Origin of the sequence: Paraburkholderia sp. BR10937 (assembly GCF_040965695.1) — a bacterium.
GTDB lineage: Bacteria > Pseudomonadota > Gammaproteobacteria > Burkholderiales > Burkholderiaceae > Paraburkholderia.
Window position 1 is genome coordinate 14430 of record NZ_JBFRCL010000012.1, and the last position, 23816, is coordinate 38245.

The following is a 23816-nucleotide window of genomic DNA, read 5'->3' on the forward strand; positions in this document are numbered from 1 at the left end:
ATGTGACAACGCGGCGGGTCCCCGTTTTCGAGGAAGCCCGCCGCGCAAGGGGAAGCGTCCGGCGGGGACAGATGCCCGCCGAAGCCATCGCCGAATCGACTTAGAACGCGTGACGCATGCCCACCGTCACGGCGACCTGCGTGTCGGTCGACGAAGGCGAGAGCGTGTTGATCATGGCGTGCGAAAGCACGGAGCCTTGCGGTGCGCCATGCACGTTCTGGTACACGCCTTCGAGGTAGAAGTCGGTGCGCTTGCTGACGGCGTAGTCCGTCTGCAGCATTGCCGTGTTCCAGCCCGGGTTCGTGCCGTTGTAGGCGCCGTGCGTGTACGTGTAGGCACCCGAAACGCTCCATGCCGGCGTGAGCGCGTATTTCACGTTCGCCTCGAAGTTGTCGAGGCGCAGCGAACCCGCGAGCGAGCCGGCCGAGTCGTCGTTCGAGCCCAGATAGGTGCCCGTGCCGAACGAGTAGACGCCTGCGGCGTTGTCGATCTGCGAATGGCTCCAGACCAGACCCACCGTGGCCGGGCCGTACGTGTAGTTGCCGCCGAGCGACCAGACGCGCTGACGTTCGGCCAGGAAGTTCGCGCTCGTGTCGCCGGAGGTGACCGCGCCGCTGCCGTTGCCCGCGTTGTTGAACTGCAGGTAGCCGGCTGCGAGGTTCAGCGGGCCCTGGGTATACGAGACGGCGAAGCCGTACGAGCGGTTGTTCGCGAAGTCGCCGGCCTTGTTGCTGAACGAGTACATCGTCTCGAACGTCACGCCGTACCAGGTCGGGCTCGCGTACTTGACGGAGTTATTGATGACCACCGAGTTCGCGGCGAGGTTGTCGTTCTCGAACGGGTGAGCCGCGAGGCTGCCGCCCCACGTGTTGAATTCCGCCGTGAGCGGGCCCACGAGGTCGTTCATCACGTCGAACTGGCGGCCGAACGTGAGCGTGCCGTACGGGTCGCTTTGCAGGCCCACCCACGCCTGCGAACCGAAGCCGAGACCCGAGAACGCCTGCGCCCCGTTGTTGAGCAGGAAGCCTTGTTCGAGCTTGAAGATTGCATGCAGACCGCCGCCGAGGTCTTCCGAACCCTTGAGGCCGAACACCGTGTTCTGCGTGGAGCTGCTGTTCAGCTGCCAGTTGCTATGGCCGAACTGGTTGTTCGTGTAGACGAGACCGGTATCGATCAGGCCGTAAAGGGTCACGCTGCTTTGCGCGTGCGCCGAAATAGCAAAGGCGCTCAGCAGTGCCGCGGCGAGTAGCGATTTTTTCATGTTTTCAAGCTCCGGATTTGGCGGTGGGTCAATGCATCGAATTCAGGCGGCCGGCACCATCGACGTGCAATCTCATTTGCGTTCATTCCATTTCGGTGCAGATTCAAAAGCCAAAAGCTATCCGCCGATGATTATTGCGAATTACGCAATTCATCGATGTTGAAAATGCAATGGCAGAATGGAAATCGGGCGGTGAGTGCGGCGCGAATCGAACACCCGCATCATAGGGCGTCGAAAATAAAAATGGTGTCGAAATTCGAGCGACGTGGCGTCGATGGCACAACCGCGCCTGGCAAGGCTCGACGCGCATCGAGGAATGTGCGGGGCGTGAATATCGGCGAACAAATTACATAAAGCTTTCGGGTTGTCGCATTAAAGCCGGCGACAAAGGCCGATTATCTTCATCGAAAGTCGCCGATGCTAATCGGCCCACGGAGCGTGGTGATTGTTCTCTCAATGCGCACTCTCTTTTGGCTTGATTCGTTTAAGCGGCCGGCGCAACCGAGGCGCCCGCTATTGCGTGGCGCGCCAAGGCCTCTGCAACGAATCCCGATGCCTTCATCATTTCGACGAACGCGCCAAGCGCTTCGGTGGCCTGCGGACCGCGGCGCTTCGCGACGCCCATCGCCTGGCGAATCACCATGAAGCGCTCGTCGAGCAGACGCAAGCCGCCAACTTTCGCGACATCGGCTTCGAGTTGCTGCTTTACGCCGGCGGCCACTTCGAGCCCTTGTTCGAGGAAGGTTTGCACGACAGTGGGTGAGGTCGGCGCGCGCACGATCTGCGCCTGCTTCAATTCGCGCGTGAGAAAGAGGTCATAGGCACTGCCCTTGCCCACGGCAACGCGATTATCCGGTTGATCGACTTCGGCATTGGTGCGCAACGGCGAATCGTTGCGAACCAGATAGAAGCCTTCGATCAACACATAAGGCGCGGTAAACGCGATCGTCTCGCCTCGCTTGGGATCGACGGCGAAGAAGCCGAAGTCCGCACGTTCGTCGCTCACGGCTTCGACGGACTTGCCCGCTGCGTCGAATACGACAAGTTCGAGCGGCACGCCCAAGTGCTGCGCGAAAGCACGCGCGAGATCGACGGAAACGCCGAACGGTTCGCCCGACGCCGCATCGCGATTCGCGAGTATCGGATTGCCGAGATTGATGGAGGCACGCAGCGTGCCTGTGGGCGCGAAGGCTTTGACGAGAGCGGGATCGATGTTCATGGGTGGGGAGCGCGGGCCGAAATCGGGGTCTTTCGAGGATATCACCCCACCCGCCTGTGCGCGTCCACCATCACCCTGTGTGCATCGCTCAGCCCGTGTCGCCACCGGCGACCGGCAGGATCGAGCCGGTGATATAGCTCGCCTCGTCCGAAGCGAGAAAGAGGATTGGCGCGACCTGTTCGTCGAGGCTGCCGTAGCGCTTGAAGAAGGTCGATTCGGTGACCTGGCGCACCGCCTCGCCCATCCAGGCCTTTTCCTGCTCGCTGTCACCCGCGGCATTGCGCGGAACGCGGCGCGGCGGCGCTTCGGTGCCGCCCGGCGCCGTGGCGACCACGCGGATATTGTGCTCCGCGTATTCCATCGCCAGCGATTGCGTCATCGCATTCACGCCGCCCTTCGCGGCCGAATACGGCACACGGCGAATGCCGCGCGTGGCGTTCGAGGACACGTTGACGATGGTGCCGCGCCCGCGCTCGAGCAGATACGGCAGCACGGCATGGCACGCATATAGCGTGGGCATGAGCGAGCGGCGGATTTCCGCATCGATCTGCGCCGGCTCGAATTCCGCGAAAGGACGCATACGGATCGCGCCGCCCACGCCGTTGATGAGAATGTCGATGCCGCCAAACGTCTGCGTGGCGAAATCCATTGCCGCTTTCGCGCCCTCATACGTTTCGAGGTCGGCGACGAAGCCCGCCGTTTGCGCGCCCTGCGCCTCGGCCGCGACTTCCGCGACGAAATTCGCGCGATCGACGAACACCACCTTGCCGCCTTCGGCCGCCGCACGCAGCGCCACGCCGCGGCCGATTCCCTGCGCCGCCCCGGTGACGACGACGACCTTGCCTGCGAATCGTTGCATGATCATGCCGCCTTCGGGACTACGTTGGGGGTGAACTTCTCGTAATGGAAGCTGTTGGGCTTCACGCCTTCGTCGTCGAAATACTTGCGTACGGCGTCCACCATCGGCGGCGGGCCGCACAGATACACGTCGACGTCGCCGTCGTTCAGGGCGTCGGCGGGAATATGCTGCGTGACCCAGCCTTTACGCGGATGAGTCGAATCCGCGTCGGCGATCACGGTAGCGAAGCTGAAGTTCGGCAGCTTCGCCGCGTAGGCTTCGATGGCTTCGACCAGCACCAGGTCCAGGTCGCGTGTGACGCCGTAAATCAGATGCACCTTCTGCTGCGCGTTGGTGCGCGCGAGCACTTCCAGCATCGAAAGGAACGGCGCGAGACCCGTGCCGCCCGCGAGGAACAGCAGCGGCCGCTGCACGTCGCGCAGATAGAAGCTGCCGAGCGGCCCCGTCAATTCGAGCTTCACGCCCGCTTGCGCGGCTTCGAGCCACGTGCTCATCACGCCGCCCGGAATCTTCTTGATCAGGAAGCTGATTTTCGATTCGCCCGGCGCGGAAGAGAAGGAATACGAACGATGCTGGCCGCTGCCCGGCACGTCGATGTTGACATACTGGCCCGGCAGGAACACGGGGCCCGCTGCGTCGACGTCCAGTTCGAGCACGACCGCGGCGTCGTTGTGCTGTTCGACCTTAGCCACCGTGGCCGCAAACTTGCTCTGCGCTGTCTTGCAGACCGTGGACGACGCGGGAATCGCGATCACGCAATCGCTTTCCGGCACCATCTGGCAGGTGAGCACGAGACCGCTGTCCTTTTCGTCTTCGGTCAGCGCGTCCTCGATATAGTCTTCGCCCAGGTCATAGCAGCCGCTTTCCGCGCGGCACTTGCAGGTGCCGCACACGCCGTCCGAGCAATCCATCGGCAGGTTGATGCGCGCGCGAAAGGCCGCATCGAGCACTTTCTCGCCTGCCTTGCAGTCGATGAAACGCGTTACGCCATCTTCGAAATTGAGTGCAATCTTGTAGCTGGACATGGTGTCTCCTTCTATCCCATGTTGAAACTGAGGCTCGATGTCGAACGTGACTTCACACGTGATAAACGTCGAGCACCTGCCGGATGTAGTCGTTCTTCAGCACGATCTTTTTGCAGGCGATCAGGAAGCCGTCGCCGGCTCGGCGCAAGGTGACGAACATCGTGCCGAAGAAGTGATCCGTGGTCCGGTAGCGATGATTGAGCGTGTGGAAGTTGTAGCGCACTTCCACTTCGTCGCCGCGGTCCGCCAGCACTTCCACGTTCGTGACGTTGTGGCTCGTGCGCGGCTCCGGCATCGAGGCGCCGCTGCGTTCGGTCTTGATGCGAAACACGCGGTCTTCGAGGCCGCCGCGATCGGGGTAGTACATCAGCGAGATCTGCGATTCGTGGTCGTCGGTGAGCTGGTCATCGTCGTCCCACGCGGGCATCCAGTACGTGACGTCTTCTGCGTAGCAGGCGAGCCATTCTTCCCACTGGCGATCGTCGAGCAGGCGCGCTTCGCGGTACAGCGCGGCGCAGATTTTCTGGTAGTCGTTGCTCATGCCTGCGCTCCCGCTTGTTCGTGATTCCGTTCCTGCTCGAGGGCGTCGCGCATGGCGTGCACCCAGTATTCGTGCTGAACCACGAACAACCCTTCGTCTTCGCTGCGTTCGCCGGAAATGACCGGCTTGAGGCCCATCTTCTTCGCGTTGTCGTCCGCGCCTTCGACCCACAGCGGCGCGCCGCGCGAGAGATCGTTCCACATCGCCGTGGTGCCGGCGTAGCCCGCCTGGCAGGCGCGGAACTCTTCCAGGTCGTCGGCGGTGCCCATGCCCGTGACGTTGAAGAAGTCCTCGTACTGGCGAATGCGCGTCGCACGGTCTTCCGCGTTCTCGCCCTTCGGCCCGAAGCAGAAAATGTTCACTTCGGTCCTGTCCACGCTGATCGGGCGCACCACACGAATCTGCGTGCTGAACTGGTCCATCAGGAACACGTTCGGGTAGAGGCACAGGTTTCTCGTCTGATTGACGATGAAATCGGCCTGCACTTCCCCCACGCGCGCCCTGATTTCGTCGCGATGCTTGTAGACCGGCCGCACTTCGGGGTTCATCGTGTTGGTCCACAGCAGGATGTGGCCGTGGTCGAAGCCGTAGACACCGGCCACCGACTTGCTCCAGCTGTTGGCGTCCACCGCCTGGGTGCCGTCTTCCTTGCGGCGGCCCATGGTCGCGGCGTAATTCCAGTGCACGGTGCTGACGTGGTAGCCGTCGCAGCCGTTCTCCATCTGCATCTTCCAGTTGCCGTCGTAGACATACGAGGAGTTGCCGCGCAGCACTTCGAGGCCGTTCGGCGACTGGTCGACGATCTGGTCGATGATGATCTTCGCTTCGCCGAGGTAGTCTTCGAGCGGCTGCACGTCGGCATTGAGGCTACCGAACAGAAAGCCCCGATAGTTCTCGAAGCGCGCGACCTTCTTCAGGTCATGCGAGCCCTGCTTGTTGAATTGCACCGGGTATTCGGTGGTCTTTTCATCCTTCACCTTGAGCAGCTTGCCGGTGTTGGAGAACGTCCAGCCGTGGAACGGACAGGTGAAGCTGCCCTTGTTGCCATGCTTGCGCCGGCACAGCATGGCGCCTTTGTGCGCGCAGGCGTTGATCACGGCGTTCAGCGTGCCGGTCTTGTCGCGCGTGATGACGACCGGCTGGCGACCGAGCCACGTGGTGTAGTAGTCGTTGTTTTCGGGAATCTGGCTTTCGTGCGCGAGGTAGACCCAGTTCTTCTCGAAGATATATTTCATCTCCAGTTCGAACAGGTCGGCATTGGTGAAGATGTCGCGGCGGCAGCGGAACACACCGTTTTGCTTGTCGTCCTGCACGGCGGTGGACAGCAGGTGATCCAGGTCACTGGCTTTGTCGATGATGGCTGACATATTAGCTCTCCTATGCATACTCCACACGCGGTACGGAGTTCCTGCATCGGTGTCGATTGATGATCGCGGTGAAACGGGGGGCGGCGGCGTGACGCCGCCGCCGTGCGGGACGGTTACGCCGCGGCTGCAGCGCGCAGGCGGTGAACGAGCTGGTTGTCCTTGCCCTGGACCAGCGGCGTGAGCGTGAAGTTGAACTCGATGTCCTTGTACGTGTCGGCTTTCAGGCCGAGCGCCGTGCCGCCGGTCTTCTCGACCACCGGCGGAATCAGTTCTTCACGCGTCGCGTAGGCGAAGTCATCCCAGATCAGCGGGTCGCCTTCAATATTGAACTGCGTGGTGAGCTTGCGGCTGTTGTCGGCCGAGACGAAGAAGTGCACGTGCGCCGGGCGGTTGCCGTGGCGCCCGAGGCCGTCCAGCAGGCGCTGGGTCGAGCCCTGCGGCGGGCAGCCGTAGCCGACCGGCATGAGCGTGCGGAATTCGTACTTGCCGTCCGCGCCGGTCTTCACCGCGCCGCGCAGGTTGAAGTCGTCCTGTGCGCCGGTCGGGTCGAAGTGCGAATAGAAGCCCTTCGAATTGGCGTGCCAGCATTCGACCAGGGCGCCGGCGAGCGGCTTGCCGTCGAGGCCGGTGACCGTGCCGTGAATGACGAGCGGCCCGGCATCGGCGTCGGCGTTGAGGTCGATGCGCGAAACGCTCTCGCGCACCGGCGCGCCCGCCACATACAGCGGGCCTTCGATCGTGCGCGGCGTGCCGCCTTCGAGACCCACCGCCTTGTCGGCGGCGTCCATGCGGATGTCGAGGTACTTCTCGAGGCCGAGACCGGCGGCGAGCAGCGCCGCTTCGCCGTCCTGGCCGAGCTTGTTCAGATAGTTCACGCCGGCCCAGACTTCATCGGGCGTGATGTCGAGATCGTCGATGGCCTTGAACAGGTCGCCCAGCAGTCGATAGACGACCTGCTGGAAACGCGCGTTGCCGCTGCCGCCGTTGAGATTCGCAGCGGCCTTCAGCAGGTCCTGCACTTCCTTCGTGTCGAATACTTTTGCGCTCATCTTTGTCTCCTGGTGCTTGCTGGTATTGAGGGGGAATCAGCTCAGGCGTCGTTGTCCCTGACGGAGGACGGGTGGCGACACAACGGCGTGACCGTTATCTTCATGTACGGAAAAAGTGGCAAGGCGGTGAGAATGTCGTGCAGCTCTGCATTGCTCTCGACATCGAAGATGCTGTAGTTCGCGTACTCGCCCACCAGTCGCCAGATATGGCGCCACTTGCCGCTGCGCTGCAGCTCCTGCGAGTACTCCTTTTCACGCGCCTTGATTTCGTTGGCGACGTTGGCCGGCATGTCGGCCGGGATGTTCACATCCATGCGTACGTGGAAAAGCATCGTCTTGTCCGTTTATCAGGTGTCCGGATTACTTCGTGACTTTCATCAGGCCATCGCGGGTGAAGCGCCTGACCTTCGCTTCGTCCAGTTCGATGCCCAGGCCCGGGCCGTTCGGCACCGTCAGCTCGAAGTTGCTGTAGTCCAGCGGGGTCGTCAGAATTTCTTCGGTGATCAGCAAGGGGCCAAACAGTTCGGTGCCCCACTGCAGGTTGGCGAAGCTCGCGAACAGGTGCGCCGACGCCACCGTGCTGAACGCGCCCTCGAGCATCGTGCCGCCATACAGCTCGATACCCGCGGCGTCCGCAATCGTGGCCACGCGCTGCGCCGCGAACAGTCCGCCGCTTTGTTCGATCTTGATGGCGAACACATCGGCGCCCTCGTTCTTCGCGATCTCGAACGCGCTTTCCGGTCCCTGGAGGATTTCATCGGCCATCAACGCCACCGGGAACCGGCGCATGAGGCGCGCCAGCGCCGCAGGCGAAGCCACCGGCTGCTCGACCAGTTCGCAGCCGGCGTCCGCCAGCGCCGGAATCGCCCAGGCCGCCTGCGTCTCGCTCCAGGCCATGTTGACGTCCACGCGCACGGCGGCGCGATCGCCTACCGCCTTCTTGATGTCGGCCACGTGCTTGATGTCGGTCTTGAGGTCCTTCGCGCCGATCTTCAGCTTGAAGATCTTGTGGCGGCGCACTTCGAGCATGGTCTCGGCTTCGGCGATGTCCTTGGCGGTATCGCCCGAAGCGAGCGTCCATGCCACCGGCAGGCGTTCTCGGCGGCGGCCGCCCAGCAGTTCGCTCACCGGCACGCCGAGGCGCTTGCCCTGCGCGTCGAGCAGCGCGGTTTCCAGCGCGCACTTGGCGAAATGATTGACCTTCACGAGCTTGCCCAGGTGTGCCATGAGCGCCTGGATTCGCGTGGCGTCCTGGCCGATCATCGCCGGGGCGAAGTAGGCGTCGATCGCCAGCTTCATCGCTTCCGGGCTTTCGGGGCCGTAGGCCATGCCGGCAATCGTCGTACCTTCACCGATGCCGGTTATGCCATCGCTGCAATACACCTTCACCAGCATCAGGGTTTGCCCGTACATCGTGGCGACGGACAGCTTGTGTGGGCGAATCGTCGGCAGATCGACGAGGCGGGTTTCGATACGTTCGATCGTGGCGGAAGTCATGTCGAAGGCTGCGTAAGTGAAGAAGGTCTGGTGGATTTATACACGCCGCGCCTGAGCCTGATCCAATACTATTTGCGTTCAATTCCATACCTTTATAATATGGAAACCCCGAAATCGCCCATGAACAGACCGATATTGCGGCGCACCATATTCTCAGAGTATCGACAATTGGATGCTTCATTTGGGAAAAAACCATGGACCTCCGCCAGCTTCGTTATTTCGTTGCCGTCGTGCGCGAGCGCAATTTCACGCGCGCCGCGGAACAGCTTTGCATCGCTCAACCGCCGCTGAGCCGGCAGATTCAGTTGCTCGAACAAGAGATCGGCGTGCCCCTGCTGATCCGCAATACGCGACCGGTGCGCACGACCGATGCGGGGCGTCTCGTCTACGAGCAGGCCATGCAGATTCTTGGGCGCGTCGAACAACTGCAGGCGACCGCCAAACACGTGGGACTGCATCACCGCACCGTGTTGTCGATCGGCTTCGTCGCCTCCGTTCTGTATTCGGGGCTGCCGCCGTTGATGCGCAAGCTGCGCCAGAACGCGCCCGAACTCGACATCCAGATGGTCGAACTGATGTCGGTGCAGCAGATCGAGGCGTTGAAGGAAGGCCGCATCGACGTCGGCTTCGGACGCGTGCGCCACAGCGACCCCAACGTCGCGGGCATCGTCCTGCGCGAAGAGCCGCTGGCGGTGGTGGTGCCGATCGGCAGCGAGATGGCGCAGGAGTCGACGCCCATCTCCATCGAGCAACTGGCCGGGCAGAAATTGATCGTCTACCCCAAGGAGCCGCGCCCCAGTTTCGCCGATCAGGTATTGAACGTGTTGCACGGCGACGGCGTGCAACCGGGTGAGGTGCTGGAAGTGCGCGAAATCCAGACGGCGCTGGGTCTCGTCGCGGCCGAGTTCGGCGTATGCGTGATCCCCGCTTCAGCGCGGCAACTGCGCCAGGACGTGCACTACCGGCTGATCGACAGCGACCACGCGACGTCGCCCATCATCCTGAATCATCGCGTGAACGACAACTCCGTCTACGTCGATCTCGTGAAGCAGCTGGTCAAGGAAATGTACGCCGAGCCCCAAACGTGGCTGCCCGCGAAGAAGCAAAAGGTTTGAAGCGACGTGCCGCCGCCTACGCCAGTTCGTTCAGGAATGCGCGCACGGCCGGCGAATCCTCCTGAACGTAATGGATGCCCGCCTCCACGGTTTCCCGCTGGGCACACCGTCACTGCCCTGCCAGCCGCTCCGCCGAAAAACGCAATCCGTCGAAGAGCCGCTCTGCCACCCGCTCGGGAAAGCCTTCAGGCAGCGTCGCCGCGACTTCTTCGATCGCACCGGGCGTACGCGCCAGCACGCGCTCGATCAGCGGCCACGCGTCCGGCCCGTAGTGGCACAGCTGCGCGGTGGCGTCGAAATGCGTGCGCTTCACGTCGCGCATGCGATAGTGGCGCGCCTTGCCCCACACCGCCATGGCGAGCGACGCCTTGTGCCACGACCATTGATTGCCGCCGTCGCCCTCCACGGGCCAGATCGACATGACGTCATAGAGCGGCGCGAGCTGAAAGCGCCCTGCCGGCAGCAGGCGGATGCTGAAATTCTTCGCGTGGCCGTCCGGCGCTGCGAGCATCCAGAAGACGATTTGCGCGGTGAGAAACGTTTCGAGGTCCTCGCGCGCCCGCAGCGACTGGCGCAGGAGCCCCGCAATTTCGCGCACGCCGGGGCCGCCGTGCGCTTCGTATTTGCGATGCGGCGGCACGCCGAGCGCCTGGCAGAAGTCCTCCTGCGGCAGGCGCAGCAAGCCACCGGTGCGCGAGCGCGTACGATCGAAGCGCTCCACGCTGAGCACCTTCTGCGCGCCGAACTGGAGGATCTGCGCCTGCGAAGCGGGCAACCCGTAGGCCCTCAGCAGTGCCAGGCAAAGCCATTCGTTCTCGACCGAGGTATTGAAGTCCACCTTGCGATGGCCGATCAGCCCCAGTGGCAGCTTGAGAATATGGGTGGTGGGCGTGGCGCCGCGCGGCAACAGCCACTTGCCGCGGTGGCGCAGGAGCGCGGTCTTCTCCTGCGCGCCCGCCAGCGAAATGCGCAGATCGTCGGTCTCGAGCGCCCCACCGGGCAGCGCACCGGCCGTTTCGAGCAGCAGGCGCTCGATGACGGCATCGCTCAGCGCGGTGCCTTCGATGCGGTCGATGCGCCCCGGCGTTTCATCCTCGCCCAGCAGTTGCACCGCGCCCACGCAATCGCGCCCGATGGCCTTGAGCAGGTCGAAGGCCTCGAGCGTATCGGTGCGAAAGCGCGTCGCAATGCGGCGGCGGATCGGCTCGCTGTCGGGCAGGAGATTGTCGAAATAGTGCGTCACGCGTTCGCCGCGCAACGGCACGTCGCCGATGCCGAACGGCAGCGAGAGCGAAAGCGGCCGGCCCACCGCCGAGCGCTTCCAGGCGTCGTCATAGCGCAGCTCGGTGTCGCCGGCGGGCGTCATGACCCACGTGCCGACACGCTCGCCATTGGCCCAGATCGATAGCGCGCGCGAATGCGATTTGCGGCCCATGCTCACCACTCCGGCGCGCCGGCCGCCGCCTCGCGCGACTGCACGCAGAGTTCCAGCCCGTAGAGCGCGAACAGCGCGAGCATCTGCTCGAGCGAGAGGCTGGCGGCGCCCGTGGTTTCGAGCGCGGAAAGACGCGGCTGGCCGATGCCGAGATGCGCCGCGGCCTGCGCCTGGGTCAGGCCGCGCGCCTTGCGCGCCGATTGCAGAATCTCGCCAAGCCCGCCTGGCGTCTGGACGATGATCTTCATGGCATATTCCTGTGAGGCATAAATTGATTATATGCCTGTGGGGAATATTTCGCCAATATCACTCACACGAATAAATCGCAAATATCGCTCACACGAATAGACGTCCGGTGCCCTCCCTGGACCCGGCCCGCTTGCCGCGCACGGCGGTGCTCACGCGCGCGCGGCCTCCTGGGCCCGCTCACGTGCACGCACGTCGAACGCGCCGCCCGTCAACGCCTGGTCGCGCAGCGTCACCGGCTTCTTGCCCGGCAGCAGCGGGAACACCAGTTCGGCAAAGCGGATCGCCTCTTCGAGGTGAGGATAGCCCGAGAGCACGAAGCTGTCCGCGCCGGCGTCCACGTATTCCTTCAGGCGCGCCGCCACGGTTTGCGGGTCGCCCACGAGCGCCGTGCCCGCGCCGCCGCGCACGAGGCCCACGCCGGCCCACAGGTTCGGGCTGATCTCGAGCTGGTCGCGGCTGCCGCCGTGCAGCTCGGCCATGCGACGCTGGCCCACCGAATCCATGCGCGCATAGTTTTCCTGGGCGCGGCGGATGTCGTCGTCGTCGAGCTTGCTGATGAGGCGCCCGGCGGCGGCCCACGCTTCTTCATTGGTCTCGCGCACGATCACATGCAGGCGCACGCCGAGCCTGAGCGTGCGTCCATGGCGCGCCGCCCGCGCGCGGATATCGGCGAACTTCTGCGCGACGGCCTCGGGCGGCTCGCCCCACGTGAGATAGGCGTCCACGTGCTTTGCCGCCAGTTCGTGCGCCGCCGGCGACGAGCCGCCGAAATACAGCGGCGGATGCGGCGTCTGGACGGGCGCGTGATAGTTCTGCGCGCCCTGCACGCGCAAATGCTTGCCCTCGAAGTTCACCGTCTCGCCGCGCAGCAGGTCGCGCCAGATCGTCAGGAATTCGTCGGCGGCTTCGTAGCGCTCGTCGTGCGCAAGGAACACGCCGTCGGCCGCGAGTTCGGTGGCGTCCCCGCCCGGCACGACGTTGAGCAGCAAGCGGCCGTTCAACGCCTGGTCGAGCGTAGCCGCCTGGCGCGCCGAAGCGGTGGGACCGCCGAGCGACGTGCGCAGCGCGACGAGCAGCTTGATGCGCTGCGTGACGGGCGCGAGGCTCGCCGCCGTCACCCACGGGTCGAGGCAACTGCTGCCGGTGGGAATGAGGAGGCCGTCATAGCCGAGTTCTTCGGCGGTCACGGCGATCTGGCGCATATAGGCGTTGGTCGGCGCGCGGCCGAAATCGGATTTGCCGAGGTAGCGGGTGTCGCCGGAAGTCGGCAAGAACCAGAAGATATCGAGGCTCATCAGTGATCCTGCTGCGGGTAAATGAAGGCGCGGGTGAAGACTGGAAGCGCGATGGCATGCGGCGCAATCGCGTGACTATCGTCGCCCGTGCGTCGAACTCAGTCGCGCCCTCATTGAAACAGCCTGCAGCGTTTTCCCCTACCAGTTAATCTGCAATTGCATATGATGTATTCGGCTAAACACCCGTATTTCCCCTTTCGCGAGGAACCCAGCCATGGACACCCGGACCGTCAAGATTCCCGGCCCCGATCACCCGATCACGGTCGAACCGGCGCACACGCGCGTGGTCGTGAAAGCAGGCGGCCGCGTGGTCGCCGACACGCGCCGCGCGCTCACGCTGCAAGAGGCGAGCTATCCTGCCGTGTTCTACATACCGCGCGAGGACGCCGACATGTCGCTGCTCTCGCGCACGGAACACAAGAGCTGGTGCCCGTACAAGGGCGAGGCTTCGTACTACTCGATCACGCCAGGCGGCGCGCGAGCCGTGAACGCGATATGGACTTATGAAACGCCGCATGAAGCGGTGTCGGCGATCAAGGACCACCTCGCGTTCTATCCGGATCGCGTCGATTCGATCGAAACGTCCGACTGAGCGCCCTGCGCCGCCTTTCGATGCGTAACGTATCGCCAGGCGAGGTGACATCTGCATCGTCGATGCCCACTCGGGCCCCAAGGTGTGCCAGGATTCGGTAGCTCGTGCGGCGCAGCCCGCCGCCCCCCGTTCCCTTACATCCAACCGACATGCAACAAGGCACCCCGGCCACCGCGGCCAGTTTTGCCAACATGGGCGTCGATCTGCTCGACTTCTTCGACGTGACGCCCACTTCGCTGTGGCTCGAAGACTATAGCCAGCTGCGCGCGCTGTTCGAGAGCTGGCGCGCACAAGGCGTGACCAGCCTGCGCCAGTTCCTCGAAGACGATCCGCGCCGCGTGGCCGAATGCTCGGCCTGCATCCGCGTGCTCAAGGTCAACCGCCATACGCTCGATCTCTACGGTGCGCGCGACTATGAAGAGCTCGCCGCGCATCTTCCGCAGGTGCTGCGCGACGACATGTTCCAGGCGCACGTTGGCGAACTCGAGCAGATGTGGTCCGGCCACACCACGTTCGAGAGCAAGAGCGTGAACTACACGCTGCGCGGCCGGCGCATGGACATCCTGTTGCGCGGCGTGATCCTGCCGGGCCACGAAGCCGACTGGAGCCGCGTGCTCGTAGCGATCGAAGACGTCTCGGCGCTCGAAGAAGCGCGCCATCGGGCGACCGTGAGCGAGCAATACGCGCTCGGCGTTTTCGAACACTCGCCGGTTTCGCTGTGGGTCGAAAACTTCTCCGCCATTCGCGAGCTGCTCAACGAGGTCCGCGAGCAGGGCATCGTCGACTTTCGCACCTTCACCGACGTCCACCCGGAATTCGTCGAGCGCTGCATGAGCGAAATCCAGGTGCTCGACGTGAACCACTACACGCTGGGCATGTTTCGCGCACCGGACAAGGCCACGCTGCTCGCGCGCCTGCCCGAGGTGTTCCGCGACGAAATGCGTCCGCACTTCCGCGAACAGTTGCTCGATCTCTGGGAAGGCCGCCTCTTTCAGCAGCGCGAGGTGGTGAACTACGCGCTCGACGGCAGTGAGGTCAACGTCCACCTGCAGTTTTCCGTGTTCCCGGGCCACGAAGCGCAGTGGGACCTCGTGCTGCTCGCGCTCACCGACATCACGGCGCGCAAGAAAGCCGAGGCCTACCTCGAATTCCTCGGCAAGCACGACGTGCTCACGAAGCTCAAGAACCGCTCGTTCTATGTGGACGAACTCAATCGTCTGCATCGCAAGGGGCCGTTCCCGGTGAGCGCGATCGTCGTCGATATGGACAACCTGAAGACGGTGAACGACCAGCTGGGCCACGCGGCCGGCGACGCGTTGCTGCGCCGTGCCGGTGAAGTGCTCGCGAAAGCGATCCAGAAGCCGTATCAGGCCGCGCGCATCGGCGGCGACGAATTCGCCGTGCTGATGCCCGGCGCCGACCTGCGCGATGCGGAAACCGTAGTGGGCAGCATTACCAAACTGGTGGAGTTGAACAACCAGTTTTACGGCGGACCGAAGCTGAGCTTTTCAATGGGCTTTGCGAGCTGCGAGGAAGGCGAAAGCGTGGAAGCGATGCTGCGTGAAGCGGACGCGGCGATGTACGAGGCCAAGCGCCGCCGCAACGAAACGAGCCGCTCATCGCTGGAAGCCGACGCCGCGCGTGATGCGTGAAGCTCGAGAAACGCTTCGGATACCGTAAGAAAGGCAGGGAAGAAAAAGCGGCCGGCATGTGAACATGCCGGCTTGCCGAGGGTCTTGCACCCTCGTTTCACACACTCAGGCCAGCGGCGCGACGCCACCTGCCCGAGTGCGGGCCACCGCACTGGCGTGATGCTGCGCCGCGCGCCAGCAAGCTAGCCGGCAACGCGCGCGTTCGCCATGACGGCGGACCTGGCATCACGACGCGTTGACGGCGTCCTTGAATGCCTTGCCAGCGGTGAACTTCACCGTCTTGGCGGCGGCAATCTGGATCTCCGCGCCCGTGGCAGGGTTGCGGCCCACGCGGGCGGCACGCTGGCCAGTCGAGAACGAGCCGAAGCCGACCAGTTGCACGGAGTCACCCGAGGTGACCGCACGCGTGACGACGTCGAGGATCGCGTCGATAGCTGCGCCCGTGGCTGCCTTGGTCTCGCCCGTGCTAGCGGCGACTGCGTCAATGAGTTCCTGTTTGTTCATCTGCTACCTGTGTTGAGTTGAGAAAACCTGCATACCCTACCTCACGCGGGCGAAACAGGCAAATCGCGTTGCATATGGAAACGCGCCGATCGCCCGCCCGGCACGTGTTTTGCCTCCCACGTGCACGACGGCGAAAGCCGAATCAATAGCACAACACGGAGTCAGTGTGTAGACAAAAACACGTTAAAAATTGGCAAAAATGCACAAAAACGACATTGCGGCGGTTTCAGGCGGGTTTATACAGGAATGATTCGTGCAGATGACCGCTGAGACATAGCGAAACTCGGCGATATTTCCGGTAATCACCAAGCCAGAAAAAAATGTCTCGCCGGGACTGCCGCCAGCCGGCTCTCACTCCTCGGAGAGGTCGCCCGGGCAGCATCCGGCGAGCCAGGCGGGCCGCATCGACCGCGGCGCCTGGGTCGCCTCGCAGCTTCGGCAGCGTCCTCCGGAGTGGGGATCGCGGCGACCCGATCGCATCCTGTCTTTCAGTTGCGCAACGTAGGGTGGCATGCACGCCTTTCGCCTTTGGTGTCGTCCACGCAAAGGGAGATCGCGTCGTCAGCCAACGGATTGATCAGTGATGCTGATTACCGGGGCTCAGGTGAAAACCCATAGCACGCGCGCGGGCGCGTCGGCGAGATTGGCGTAGCGAAAGCGGCAACGCGCCGGCAACTGGAAGCTGTCGTTGGCCCGCAGCGTCACGGGCTCGTTGCTGCCCTCTACCCAGACCGTCAACTCGCCTTCGAGCACGAAACCGCCCTGCTCGTCGCTGTCGTCCACGGGGCGCTCGCCGCTCGTCGCGCCGGGTTCGAGCCGGCTCTCCAGCATCGAGAAACCCGACGACATGCTGGGCGAAACGAGCACGTCCGTAATGCCGCCTCCATAGTAGAGCGTGCGCCGCTCGCCAGGCCGGGTGACCCACGGCAGCTCGCGCGGCATGCTCACGCTATAGAAGTACGTGGTGGGCGTTTGCAGCGCTTCGCCGATGGCCGTGAGATCCGCCACCGTGGGCCGCGAAAGCCCCCGCTCGACCTGAGAAAGAAAGCCCACCGAGCGGCCGATCTTTTGCGCGAGTTCGGCCAGCGTCACCTTCTTGTGCTTGCGCAGATCGCGAATGAGGATCGCGAGGCCTTCGATTTCGTCCTGCTGGTCCATGCGGTTCTCTCTGTCACACGACATCGCGCAGGCGATACCACAGCTTGCCGAGCGCCTCGAGCGGCGCCGCGAAGCGTTCGCCGCCCGGAAAGCGCGGACTATGAATGCGCTCATAGAGCGAGAGCAAGTGCGGCTCGCCGAGGATGGCGTCGGCAACGGCACGCGCCGCCGCGAGCGTCGGCAGGATGCCGTGCCCCGAAAAGCCCTGCAGCCAGTAGCGATCGCGTGCGTGACCGACGTCGGGCGTGCGGCGGATGCTGATGTCGATATGACCGCCCCACGCGTATTCGAATTCGATGCCGCGTAACTGCGCAAACGCACGCTCGAGATTCGGCCGGATCGCGGCGCCGATGTCCTTCGGGATGCCGCCGAGATACGTGCACGCGCCGCCAAAAAGCAGGCGATCGTCCGGGCTCAGGCGAAAGTAGTCCGGCACGAACTGATTGTCGATCACGCAACTGTTGCGCGGCAGCAGCGAGCGGGCAAGCGCAGGGTCGAGCCTGCGCGTGGCAATCTGCCAGGTGCCCACGGGCAGCACGCGGCCCGCCAGCTCGCGATCGAGCCGGTCGATGTAGGCATTGCAGGCGAGCACCAGCGTGCCGGCGCGCACCGTGCCTTCCCGCGTGCTCGCCACGTAGCCCCCCGGCGCTTCGCGATAGGCGAGCACGCGGCTTTGCTCGAAGATGGCGCCGCCCGCGCGCTCGATGGCGTCGGCGAGGCCGAGCGCCAGCTTGAGCGGATCGAGATGCCCCGCCTCGGGATCGTAGAGCGCCGCGCGATAACGGCGGCTGCCGATCCACTCCGGCATCTCCGGCTCGCTGATGACGCGCAGGCGATCGTAGCCCCACTTCTGCGCGGCCTCGTCGCGCGCGGCTTCGAGCATGGCGACACGCGAGCGCCGCACCGCCGCCCACAGGCTGCCTGGCCGGTAGTCGATGTCGAAGCCGTGCCGCGCGGGCAACTCGCGCACCTCGGCGGCGGCCCAGCGCATGCTGTCCCACAACTCGCGCGCGCCCGCCAGACCCAGCGCCTGCTCGAACGGCGGCATGTCGCACGACCAGCCGGGCAGCGCCTGACCGCCGTTGCGCCCCGAGGCGGCCCACGCCACGCGGCTCGCCTCGACGACCGCGACGCGCCGGCCGGCCAACGCGAGCCGCAACGCCGTGTGCAGACCGCTGAAGCCCGCGCCCACGACCAGCACGTCTGCGTGGTAATCGCCCGCCAGCGCGGGGCGCTCGGGCAGCGCGCCGCGCTGGGCGTAGTGACGGGCGTAATAGCTCTCGATATGACGAGTCGATTCGGCGAACATGACGTGTCCGTGAAATTTTTCATGTTAAATTTCATGAAAAACTAGCACGATAATTTCATGTGCGCAAATCGGCATATTCCCGGTGGCGACACTCCCGGACTCCGCCTAGCCGGGCTCACGCCGGGCAGGTACGGCCCGGGCAGGCCGGTGTTCGCGGTTATATCGTCATCCTCATCAATTGGTTAGAAGCCCGGCTCACGTCGCGTGAGCAGCGCATTGGCGATCCACTGCAACGCACCGCACAGCAGCAGATAGACGAGCCCGACGAACAGGAAGATTTGCGCCGGGTACACCAGCAGACGGTTATTGAGCTGATTGGCGAGGAACGTGAATTCCGGCACGCCGACGATATAGGCGAGCGACGTATCCTTGATCAACGCCACCCACTGGTTGACGAACGACGGCATCATCACCCGCACGGCTTGCGGCAGGATGACTTCGCGTAATGCCTGCCAGCGCGTCAAGCCCAGCGAAAGCGCTGCTTGCCGCTGCCCTTCGCTGATCGACGTGATGCCCGCATAGACCGAATGCGACAGATACGCGCCGCCGATCAGCGCCAGCGCGCACACGACGGTCGCAAGACCAGGAACGTCGATGTGCAGCAGGATCGGCATCAGGAAGAAGGTCCAGAAAATCAGCATCAGCACGGGTATCGCGCGAAAGAACGCCACCGCCGCGGTCAGCGCGAGACGCACGACGCCGCGAGTCATGGCGAGCGCGACACCCAGCGCGAATCCGGTCAGGGCCGCGAGCAGCGCCGACACCACCGAGAGCGCGATCGTCAGCGCAACGCCTCCCAGCGGCCCCGCCGGAAACGCGCCGATCAGCAAATAACGCAAAGCAGCAAACCACGCGAACCCGTTCACGCACGGCCTCGCTGCAAACCGTGCAGGCCGGCGCGTTGCCAGAGCACCAGCGCGACCTCGATGACCGCGATGGCCAGCACATAGAATACGGTCGCAGTGCCGAATGCCTGGAAGGTCCTGAAGCTTTCGGTATCGACCTGCCGCGACATGTACGACAGTTCGCCCACGCCTATCGCCATCGTCAGCGACGAGTTCTTGATCACGTTCATGTATTGGCCAGCGAGCGGCGGCGTGGCGATGCGCAACGCTTGCGGCAGGATCACGTAGCGCAGGGTTGCGTACCGGCGCATGCCAAGCGCCGCGGCCGCCTGCCACTGCGCGTGGTTCACGCCGCGCAAGCCGGCCAGAAACTCTTCGCCGATGAACGCCGTGGTGTAGCAGGTCAATCCGACCCAGCCGGCGAACAGTTCGAAGCTCGGCCAGCGCAGCGTGAGCGGCCCAAGCGTCGCCACGTGCGGCGTGTTAAGCCAGGTCATCCAGCCGGACGGCAGCACGGCTGCAACGCCGAAGTACCAGAACAGCAATTGAACGAGCAGTGGAGAATTGCGGAAGACGAACACGTAGAGTCCCGCAGCGCGCGCAATCGCGCGAGTGCGGGCCGTGCGCGCAACCGCCAGCAGAAAGCCCAGCGGCGTCGCACATGACGCCGCGCAGGCAGAGAGCATCAGCGTGACGAAGAAACCTTGTTCGAGCCACGCGAGATACTTCGGTTCAAGCCAGTTATGCATGAATCGGGCGCCGCGCTCAACTGTTCTTTTGCGGGTCGCCGATCTTGAAGAGACGGGGCAGCGGCGCGGCACTCTTCGGGCCGAACCACTTGTCGTAGATCTGCGCGGCCTCGCCGTCGCTTTCCAGGTGCGTCAGCGTGCTGTTCACCGCATCGAGCAGACGCGTCTCGCCTTTTGGCACGCCAACGCCTTCGTAGTCGTTCGAGATCGTGAACGGGGAAATCTCGTAGGCCGCCTTGTCCGGCGCGCGTGCCAGCAGCGCGACGAGCTTCGGGCCGTCCTGCGTGATGGCCTGCACGTTGCCCGTGCGCAGCGCAGCGAAGGCGAAAGGCGTGTCATCGTAAGCGACGATGGTTGCACCCGGGAATTTCGCCCGCACCTGCTGCTCGTTGGTCGTGCCTTTGTCCGCGCCGATACGCAGGCCATTGAGCTGTTCCGAAGACTTCAGCACGCCCTTCTTCGCAATGAACTGGGTGCCCGAGGCGAAGTACGGCGTGCTGAAATCCACTTCCTTCCTGCGATCGTCGGTAATCGTAAAGTTGGCGAATACCAGATCGACTTTTCCCGACTTCAGAAAGGCGATGCGATTGGCGGGATTGGTGGGTTGAACTTCGAGCTTCACACCCAGGCTTTTGGCGACGGCGCGCGCATAGTCCACGTCGAGCCCAACGATCTGATTGTCTTGCGGATCGACGAAACCGAACGGCGGATTGCTGTCGAATGCAGCGACGCGCAACACGCCCGCCCGCTTGATGTCGTCCAGACGATCCGCCTGCGCGGACGTCGATGCCAACACCAGAAGTGCCGTCAACAGTGCGCCTGGCACTGCGCCCCAGATGCTGCTTTTCATTATCGGTTTTCCTTTTTTCTCGTTGCCCTTGCGCTGCCGCTGAACCTGTGCGCCGGCGAAGTACGCAGCCTATCTGCACGACGGGTGCGAACGAACCAAGTATTTTTCAGATCGAAAGCATGGCTGGCGATATCGGCCAAGGGCCCGCGGCATGTTGCAAGTAATGTTGACGCACGCTTTTCTGCATATAGCCTCGCGCTGCAACTCTTGCCGGGAAAATCCATTGAGCCGGTAATGTCGACTATCGCGAATGCCATCGACATGCATTTCTTTCGGGCGAAAAAATTGAATGCGAATAGGTTCTTAAGTTCTTACAAATTCAAGGGGTTATCACCCTTGACCTGGGCACATCGGCTGCTTAGCATCAACGTGGGACTTTGCTTTGAGTTCTTCATCGATGCGTCGATGAGTCAGTTTCAGGACTTCAGCATGGCTCGCTGCGAAGCCCGGTTTGTCTGCATTAGGGGGGCTTGTATGTCTTACCGCCGCTGGACGTCTCCTGCCGAGACCGCAGAATGGATCATCCTCGTCGGCGCGGCGTTCGCAGTGCTGGGTGGGTGGATACCCTGGATGGGCCACGCGCCTTACTACTTCGTTGCCGGCGTTGCGCTGATCGGCGCTGGCATCCTCATGCTATGGAACCGCTCAGCGGGACTATGGTGGTATTTCGGCATGTTCGCCGCCGCCCTGGGCTGGTCGATCTTCAAGGTTGGGCTGGACGGCTTTAGTCTGCTGCCGCGACTCTTCGTGCTCGCCCTGATCGGCATCGGGATAAGCCTGGTCGTTATCACCAGCAGTTCGGCAGTCGGCCGGCCACTCCGCGTGGCGGCAATCATCACGGCTGTGTTCTACCTCGTCGCAATTGCCAGCATGCTCTGGTCCGCCATCGCCTGACCAGGATTGAATGCGACCGTTCGCGATCAAATTTTACGGGCTCGGCAATCGCCGTGTTCGTCGTCGGTCGGATCTCCACGTAGTTGATCATTCAACGGACTAATCGAGCGGCAACTCATGCCGAAGGCCAAACGCATTCATGCGATGGTGCGGTGCGTTTTACCGCAAGTCCGTATTCTTCCTGCCACGCTTCCACCAGGCATTAGTCGTCCACCGCCAATTTCAAGCAATCGGAATACTTTCGCGCGCTGTGCGAGTTATTTCGATGGATCATATGGATATGCCTCCGACGTTCATACGCATCTCGTTCGGAGTCCATAGCGACAAGGAAAATGTGAGATTGTAAAGCTCCGCCGAATCGGACTACCGGGACAATATGATGCGAAACTCACCGACCGAGACTGCTTTCCTTCCCGACGTCGCCGCCCGCGCGACCACGGGGAGTCTTCGCCACGAGATCCGCGTATGCAGCACGCACGCGGACTTCCTGAAACTGCGCCCTTGCTGGGAAGCCGTCTGCACGGCGTGCCCGGCGACACTCGAGTTTACCTACTGCGAACTTGCGGCGGCCAGGGCATTTGCGCGCGGCGCGGCGGTCAATGTCGCGCTGGTCTACGACGGCGCCGCGCTCGTCGCGCTCTGGCCGCTGTGCATTGCGCGCGAAGGCGCATACCGGGTCGCGCGCGCACTCGGCTGCGGCAGCAACGAGGAATATGGCGGCCCGCTCGTTTCCGACCGAGGCGACAGGCGCTTCCATGACGCCGCCGTCGATGCGTTGCGCAGCGTCGACGCCGACGTGCTGGAGATACGCTTCGTCGAATGCAACGGCCCGCTTCACGAGTCGCTCTCGCGTGCGCCTCTGTCGTGGGTCTTGCGCGCGCTGCCGGAGCGTTGGCGCCTGCTGTCCGGGTACTCCATGGAACTGTCGCGGTTCCCCAGCTTCGACGCCTTCATCGCCACGAGGCCCGACTCGCTACGGCGCCCATTGCGACGTCTCGCAAGGCGGCTTTCGGAGGACGGCGCAGTTGAATACGGCTGGTGCAAGGACGTCGACGACGCCCGAGCGGTACTTACGTGGCTCTTTGCGACCAAGCGTAACTGGGTGCTCTCTCGCGGCCTCGACGCCCCTTATCTGATGAATGACGACGTGCGCGACTTCTTCATCGAACTCGCCGGACGGACCGATCTCGTCACGACTCCATTGGTCTCGTTCGTCAAACTGGACGGCGTTCCGATCGCGGCATCCGTCAATCTGACCGGGCCGCGCAGACTGGAGTATTTCATCACGACGTATGACGAGGCCTACGCCGCCCGCTCCGTCGGCAACCTGCTGGTCGACAGCATGGCGCGATGGGCGCTCGCGAACGGCCGTGATTTCGACTTCCGCCCATACTTCTCGAGCTACAAGGAGCGTTGGTCAAATCATAAAAGCTGGTACGAGTCGCATTTCGTCGTACTCACCTGGCGCGGCAGGCTCATTGAAATTCCCCTCGCCGCGGAGCAGCTTCGGCGCGTATTGCGCAGAGCGCGCGAGTTTGCCATCGACCCGCTGCGCGCGAAGCTGCACTCCCTCACGTCGGCGCGGTGAACGCCGCAGTCCGTGGTCAGCCTTCGTGCCGTTTTGACCAGGTCTTCACGTAAGCCGGAGCCTCGCGCTGCTGCGGCGTTGCGGTATCGGCCACGGGCGGCAGCGGTGCGAGCGTCATCGGCAGCACGCCTGCCCAGACGGGACGATCCATGTCCTCCTCGTCGTCCTTCGGGCCGCCTGTGCGGATCTTCGTCACGGATTCCGCGAGCGCAATGCGCATGACCGTGGTCGCCGCCAGTTCCTTGCGGTTGCCCGCACGCACTTCATGCCGGCGGCCTGGCGCGATGTGCTCCATGAAGGCATCGAGCACGGCTGCCTTGTGTTCGTCTGTCACCACCTCGAACACGCCGTAGATCACGGCGGAACGATAGTTCATCGAATGATTGAACGCCGAGCGCGCGAGCACGAGGCCGTCGAGATGCGTAACGGTCACGCACACCTGGGCGCCGTCGGCGGCGAGGCGCAGCATGCGGCTGCCGTTCGAACCGTGAATGTAGAGATGATCGTCTTCGCGCCAGCATGCGGTAGGGATGCAATGCACGCCGTGCTCGTCGGCGAAGGCGACGTGGCAGACGTAGGCTTCGTCAAGAATCGCGTGCAGCGTCGCCGCGTCGTAGTGCGCGCGCTGCGCGACCCGGCGCACGCGCGTGCGTTGCGAAGGCGCCGCGCTGGTGTCGGCGGCGGGTTCGTTGACGGCATCGGCGAAGGACATCGTTTTGCTTCCTCTACGGTTCGGGTTGAGATGCCGCCTACGATAGACAAG

General features: G+C 63.5%; 24 protein-coding genes. 5 read left to right on the forward strand and 19 right to left on the reverse strand.

The features are described 5' to 3' along the window. Positions 1–100: 100 nt before the first annotated feature. The 9 genes from AB4Y44_RS12240 to AB4Y44_RS12280 form a co-directional block, all read right to left on the reverse strand. Entirely contained in the window at positions 101–1261 is a 1161-nt protein-coding gene (locus AB4Y44_RS12240; protein WP_368699673.1) for a porin, read from the reverse strand. A 484-nt stretch (positions 1262–1745) separates the two neighbouring features. After that, the gene (locus tag AB4Y44_RS12245; RefSeq protein ID WP_368699674.1) at positions 1746–2480 is read right to left on the reverse strand and encodes an ABC transporter substrate-binding protein; all 735 of its coding nucleotides are present in this window, start codon (positions 2478–2480) and stop codon (positions 1746–1748) included. Between the two features lie 88 nt (positions 2481–2568). After that, positions 2569–3345, reverse strand: coding sequence for a benzoate diol dehydrogenase BenD (benD, locus tag AB4Y44_RS12250; protein ID WP_368699675.1), 777 nt, complete (start codon positions 3343–3345; stop codon positions 2569–2571). Then, positions 3342–4364: a benzoate 1,2-dioxygenase electron transfer component BenC gene (benC, locus tag AB4Y44_RS12255; protein WP_368699676.1), complete on the reverse strand. Its 1023-nt coding sequence runs from the start codon at positions 4362–4364 to the stop codon at positions 3342–3344. The genes benD and benC overlap by 4 nt, the downstream gene beginning before the upstream one ends. A gap of 52 nt (positions 4365–4416) precedes the next feature. After that, positions 4417–4905 (reverse strand): benzoate 1,2-dioxygenase small subunit, encoded by a 489-nt coding sequence (benB, locus tag AB4Y44_RS12260; protein ID WP_368699677.1) that lies wholly within the window; start codon positions 4903–4905, stop codon positions 4417–4419. Continuing rightward, positions 4902–6272: a Rieske 2Fe-2S domain-containing protein gene (locus AB4Y44_RS12265; RefSeq protein ID WP_368699678.1), complete on the reverse strand. Its 1371-nt coding sequence runs from the start codon at positions 6270–6272 to the stop codon at positions 4902–4904. The genes benB and AB4Y44_RS12265 overlap by 4 nt, the downstream gene beginning before the upstream one ends. Positions 6273–6385: 113 nt before the next feature. After that, positions 6386–7321 carry a catechol 1,2-dioxygenase gene (gene catA, locus AB4Y44_RS12270; RefSeq protein WP_368690461.1) on the reverse strand — a complete coding sequence of 312 codons (936 nt, stop codon included), beginning with the start codon at positions 7319–7321 and terminating at the stop codon, positions 6386–6388. Positions 7322–7362: 41 nt separating this feature from the next. After that, positions 7363–7653: a muconolactone Delta-isomerase gene (gene catC / locus AB4Y44_RS12275; RefSeq protein WP_254317753.1), complete on the reverse strand. Its 291-nt coding sequence runs from the start codon at positions 7651–7653 to the stop codon at positions 7363–7365. 28 nt (positions 7654–7681) lie between these two features. Then, complete coding sequence (locus AB4Y44_RS12280) at positions 7682–8818, reverse strand: muconate/chloromuconate family cycloisomerase (RefSeq protein ID WP_368699679.1); 1137 nt, start codon at positions 8816–8818, stop codon at positions 7682–7684. 194 nt (positions 8819–9012) lie between these two features. Here AB4Y44_RS12280 and AB4Y44_RS12285 point away from each other — a divergent pair, with 194 nt between their 5' ends. Beyond that, entirely contained in the window at positions 9013–9933 is a 921-nt protein-coding gene (locus tag AB4Y44_RS12285) for a LysR substrate-binding domain-containing protein (RefSeq protein ID WP_368699680.1), read from the forward strand. 109 nt (positions 9934–10042) lie between these two features. Here the strand turns inward: AB4Y44_RS12285 and AB4Y44_RS12290 are convergent, their stop codons facing one another. From AB4Y44_RS12290 to ssuD, 3 genes are all read right to left on the reverse strand, one after another. Further along, positions 10043–11368, reverse strand: a complete 1326-nt coding sequence (locus tag AB4Y44_RS12290; RefSeq protein WP_342923346.1) for a type II toxin-antitoxin system HipA family toxin — start codon at positions 11366–11368, stop codon at positions 10043–10045. 2 nt (positions 11369–11370) lie between these two features. Continuing rightward, complete coding sequence (locus AB4Y44_RS12295; protein ID WP_342923347.1) at positions 11371–11616, reverse strand: helix-turn-helix transcriptional regulator; 246 nt, start codon at positions 11614–11616, stop codon at positions 11371–11373. Positions 11617–11766: 150 nt separating this feature from the next. Beyond that, a complete protein-coding gene (ssuD, locus tag AB4Y44_RS12300) occupies positions 11767–12912 on the reverse strand; it encodes an FMNH2-dependent alkanesulfonate monooxygenase (protein WP_342923348.1) in 1146 nt (381 codons plus the stop codon). A 214-nt stretch (positions 12913–13126) separates the two neighbouring features. Between ssuD and AB4Y44_RS12305 the strand changes: the two genes are divergently transcribed. Both AB4Y44_RS12305 and AB4Y44_RS12310 read left to right on the forward strand, forming a co-directional pair. Beyond that, on the forward strand, positions 13127–13504 hold the full coding sequence (locus AB4Y44_RS12305; RefSeq protein ID WP_342923349.1) for a DUF427 domain-containing protein: 378 nt from the start codon (positions 13127–13129) through the stop codon (positions 13502–13504). A 149-nt stretch (positions 13505–13653) separates the two neighbouring features. Further along, positions 13654–15156: a diguanylate cyclase gene (locus AB4Y44_RS12310; protein WP_368699681.1), complete on the forward strand. Its 1503-nt coding sequence runs from the start codon at positions 13654–13656 to the stop codon at positions 15154–15156. A 225-nt stretch (positions 15157–15381) separates the two neighbouring features. Here the strand turns inward: AB4Y44_RS12310 and AB4Y44_RS12315 are convergent, their stop codons facing one another. From AB4Y44_RS12315 to AB4Y44_RS12340, 6 genes are all read right to left on the reverse strand, one after another. Further along, the gene (locus AB4Y44_RS12315; protein ID WP_028207645.1) at positions 15382–15660 is read right to left on the reverse strand and encodes an HU family DNA-binding protein; all 279 of its coding nucleotides are present in this window, start codon (positions 15658–15660) and stop codon (positions 15382–15384) included. A gap of 600 nt (positions 15661–16260) precedes the next feature. Next, complete coding sequence (locus AB4Y44_RS12320) at positions 16261–16818, reverse strand: helix-turn-helix domain-containing protein (RefSeq protein WP_368699682.1); 558 nt, start codon at positions 16816–16818, stop codon at positions 16261–16263. Positions 16819–16831: 13 nt separating this feature from the next. Continuing rightward, positions 16832–18127 carry an NAD(P)/FAD-dependent oxidoreductase gene (locus tag AB4Y44_RS12325; RefSeq protein ID WP_368699683.1) on the reverse strand — a complete coding sequence of 432 codons (1296 nt, stop codon included), beginning with the start codon at positions 18125–18127 and terminating at the stop codon, positions 16832–16834. Between the two features lie 182 nt (positions 18128–18309). After that, positions 18310–18993, reverse strand: a complete 684-nt coding sequence (locus tag AB4Y44_RS12330; RefSeq protein WP_368699684.1) for an amino acid ABC transporter permease — start codon at positions 18991–18993, stop codon at positions 18310–18312. Beyond that, a complete protein-coding gene (locus AB4Y44_RS12335) occupies positions 18990–19721 on the reverse strand; it encodes an amino acid ABC transporter permease (RefSeq protein ID WP_342923354.1) in 732 nt (243 codons plus the stop codon). Before AB4Y44_RS12335 ends, AB4Y44_RS12330 begins: the two co-directional genes overlap by 4 nt. Positions 19722–19737: 16 nt before the next feature. Further along, positions 19738–20571, reverse strand: coding sequence for an ABC transporter substrate-binding protein (locus AB4Y44_RS12340; protein ID WP_342923413.1), 834 nt, complete (start codon positions 20569–20571; stop codon positions 19738–19740). Between the two features lie 234 nt (positions 20572–20805). Between AB4Y44_RS12340 and AB4Y44_RS12345 the strand changes: the two genes are divergently transcribed. Continuing rightward, positions 20806–21465, forward strand: a complete 660-nt coding sequence (locus AB4Y44_RS12345; protein ID WP_368699685.1) for a hypothetical protein — start codon at positions 20806–20808, stop codon at positions 21463–21465. 376 nt (positions 21466–21841) lie between these two features. Then, entirely contained in the window at positions 21842–23053 is a 1212-nt protein-coding gene (locus AB4Y44_RS12350; RefSeq protein ID WP_368699686.1) for a GNAT family N-acetyltransferase, read from the forward strand. A gap of 16 nt (positions 23054–23069) precedes the next feature. Here AB4Y44_RS12350 and AB4Y44_RS12355 read toward each other — a convergent pair whose 3' ends face one another. Beyond that, positions 23070–23765, reverse strand: coding sequence for a pyridoxamine 5'-phosphate oxidase family protein (locus AB4Y44_RS12355; RefSeq protein ID WP_368699687.1), 696 nt, complete (start codon positions 23763–23765; stop codon positions 23070–23072). Between the last annotated feature and the right edge of the window lie 51 nt (positions 23766–23816).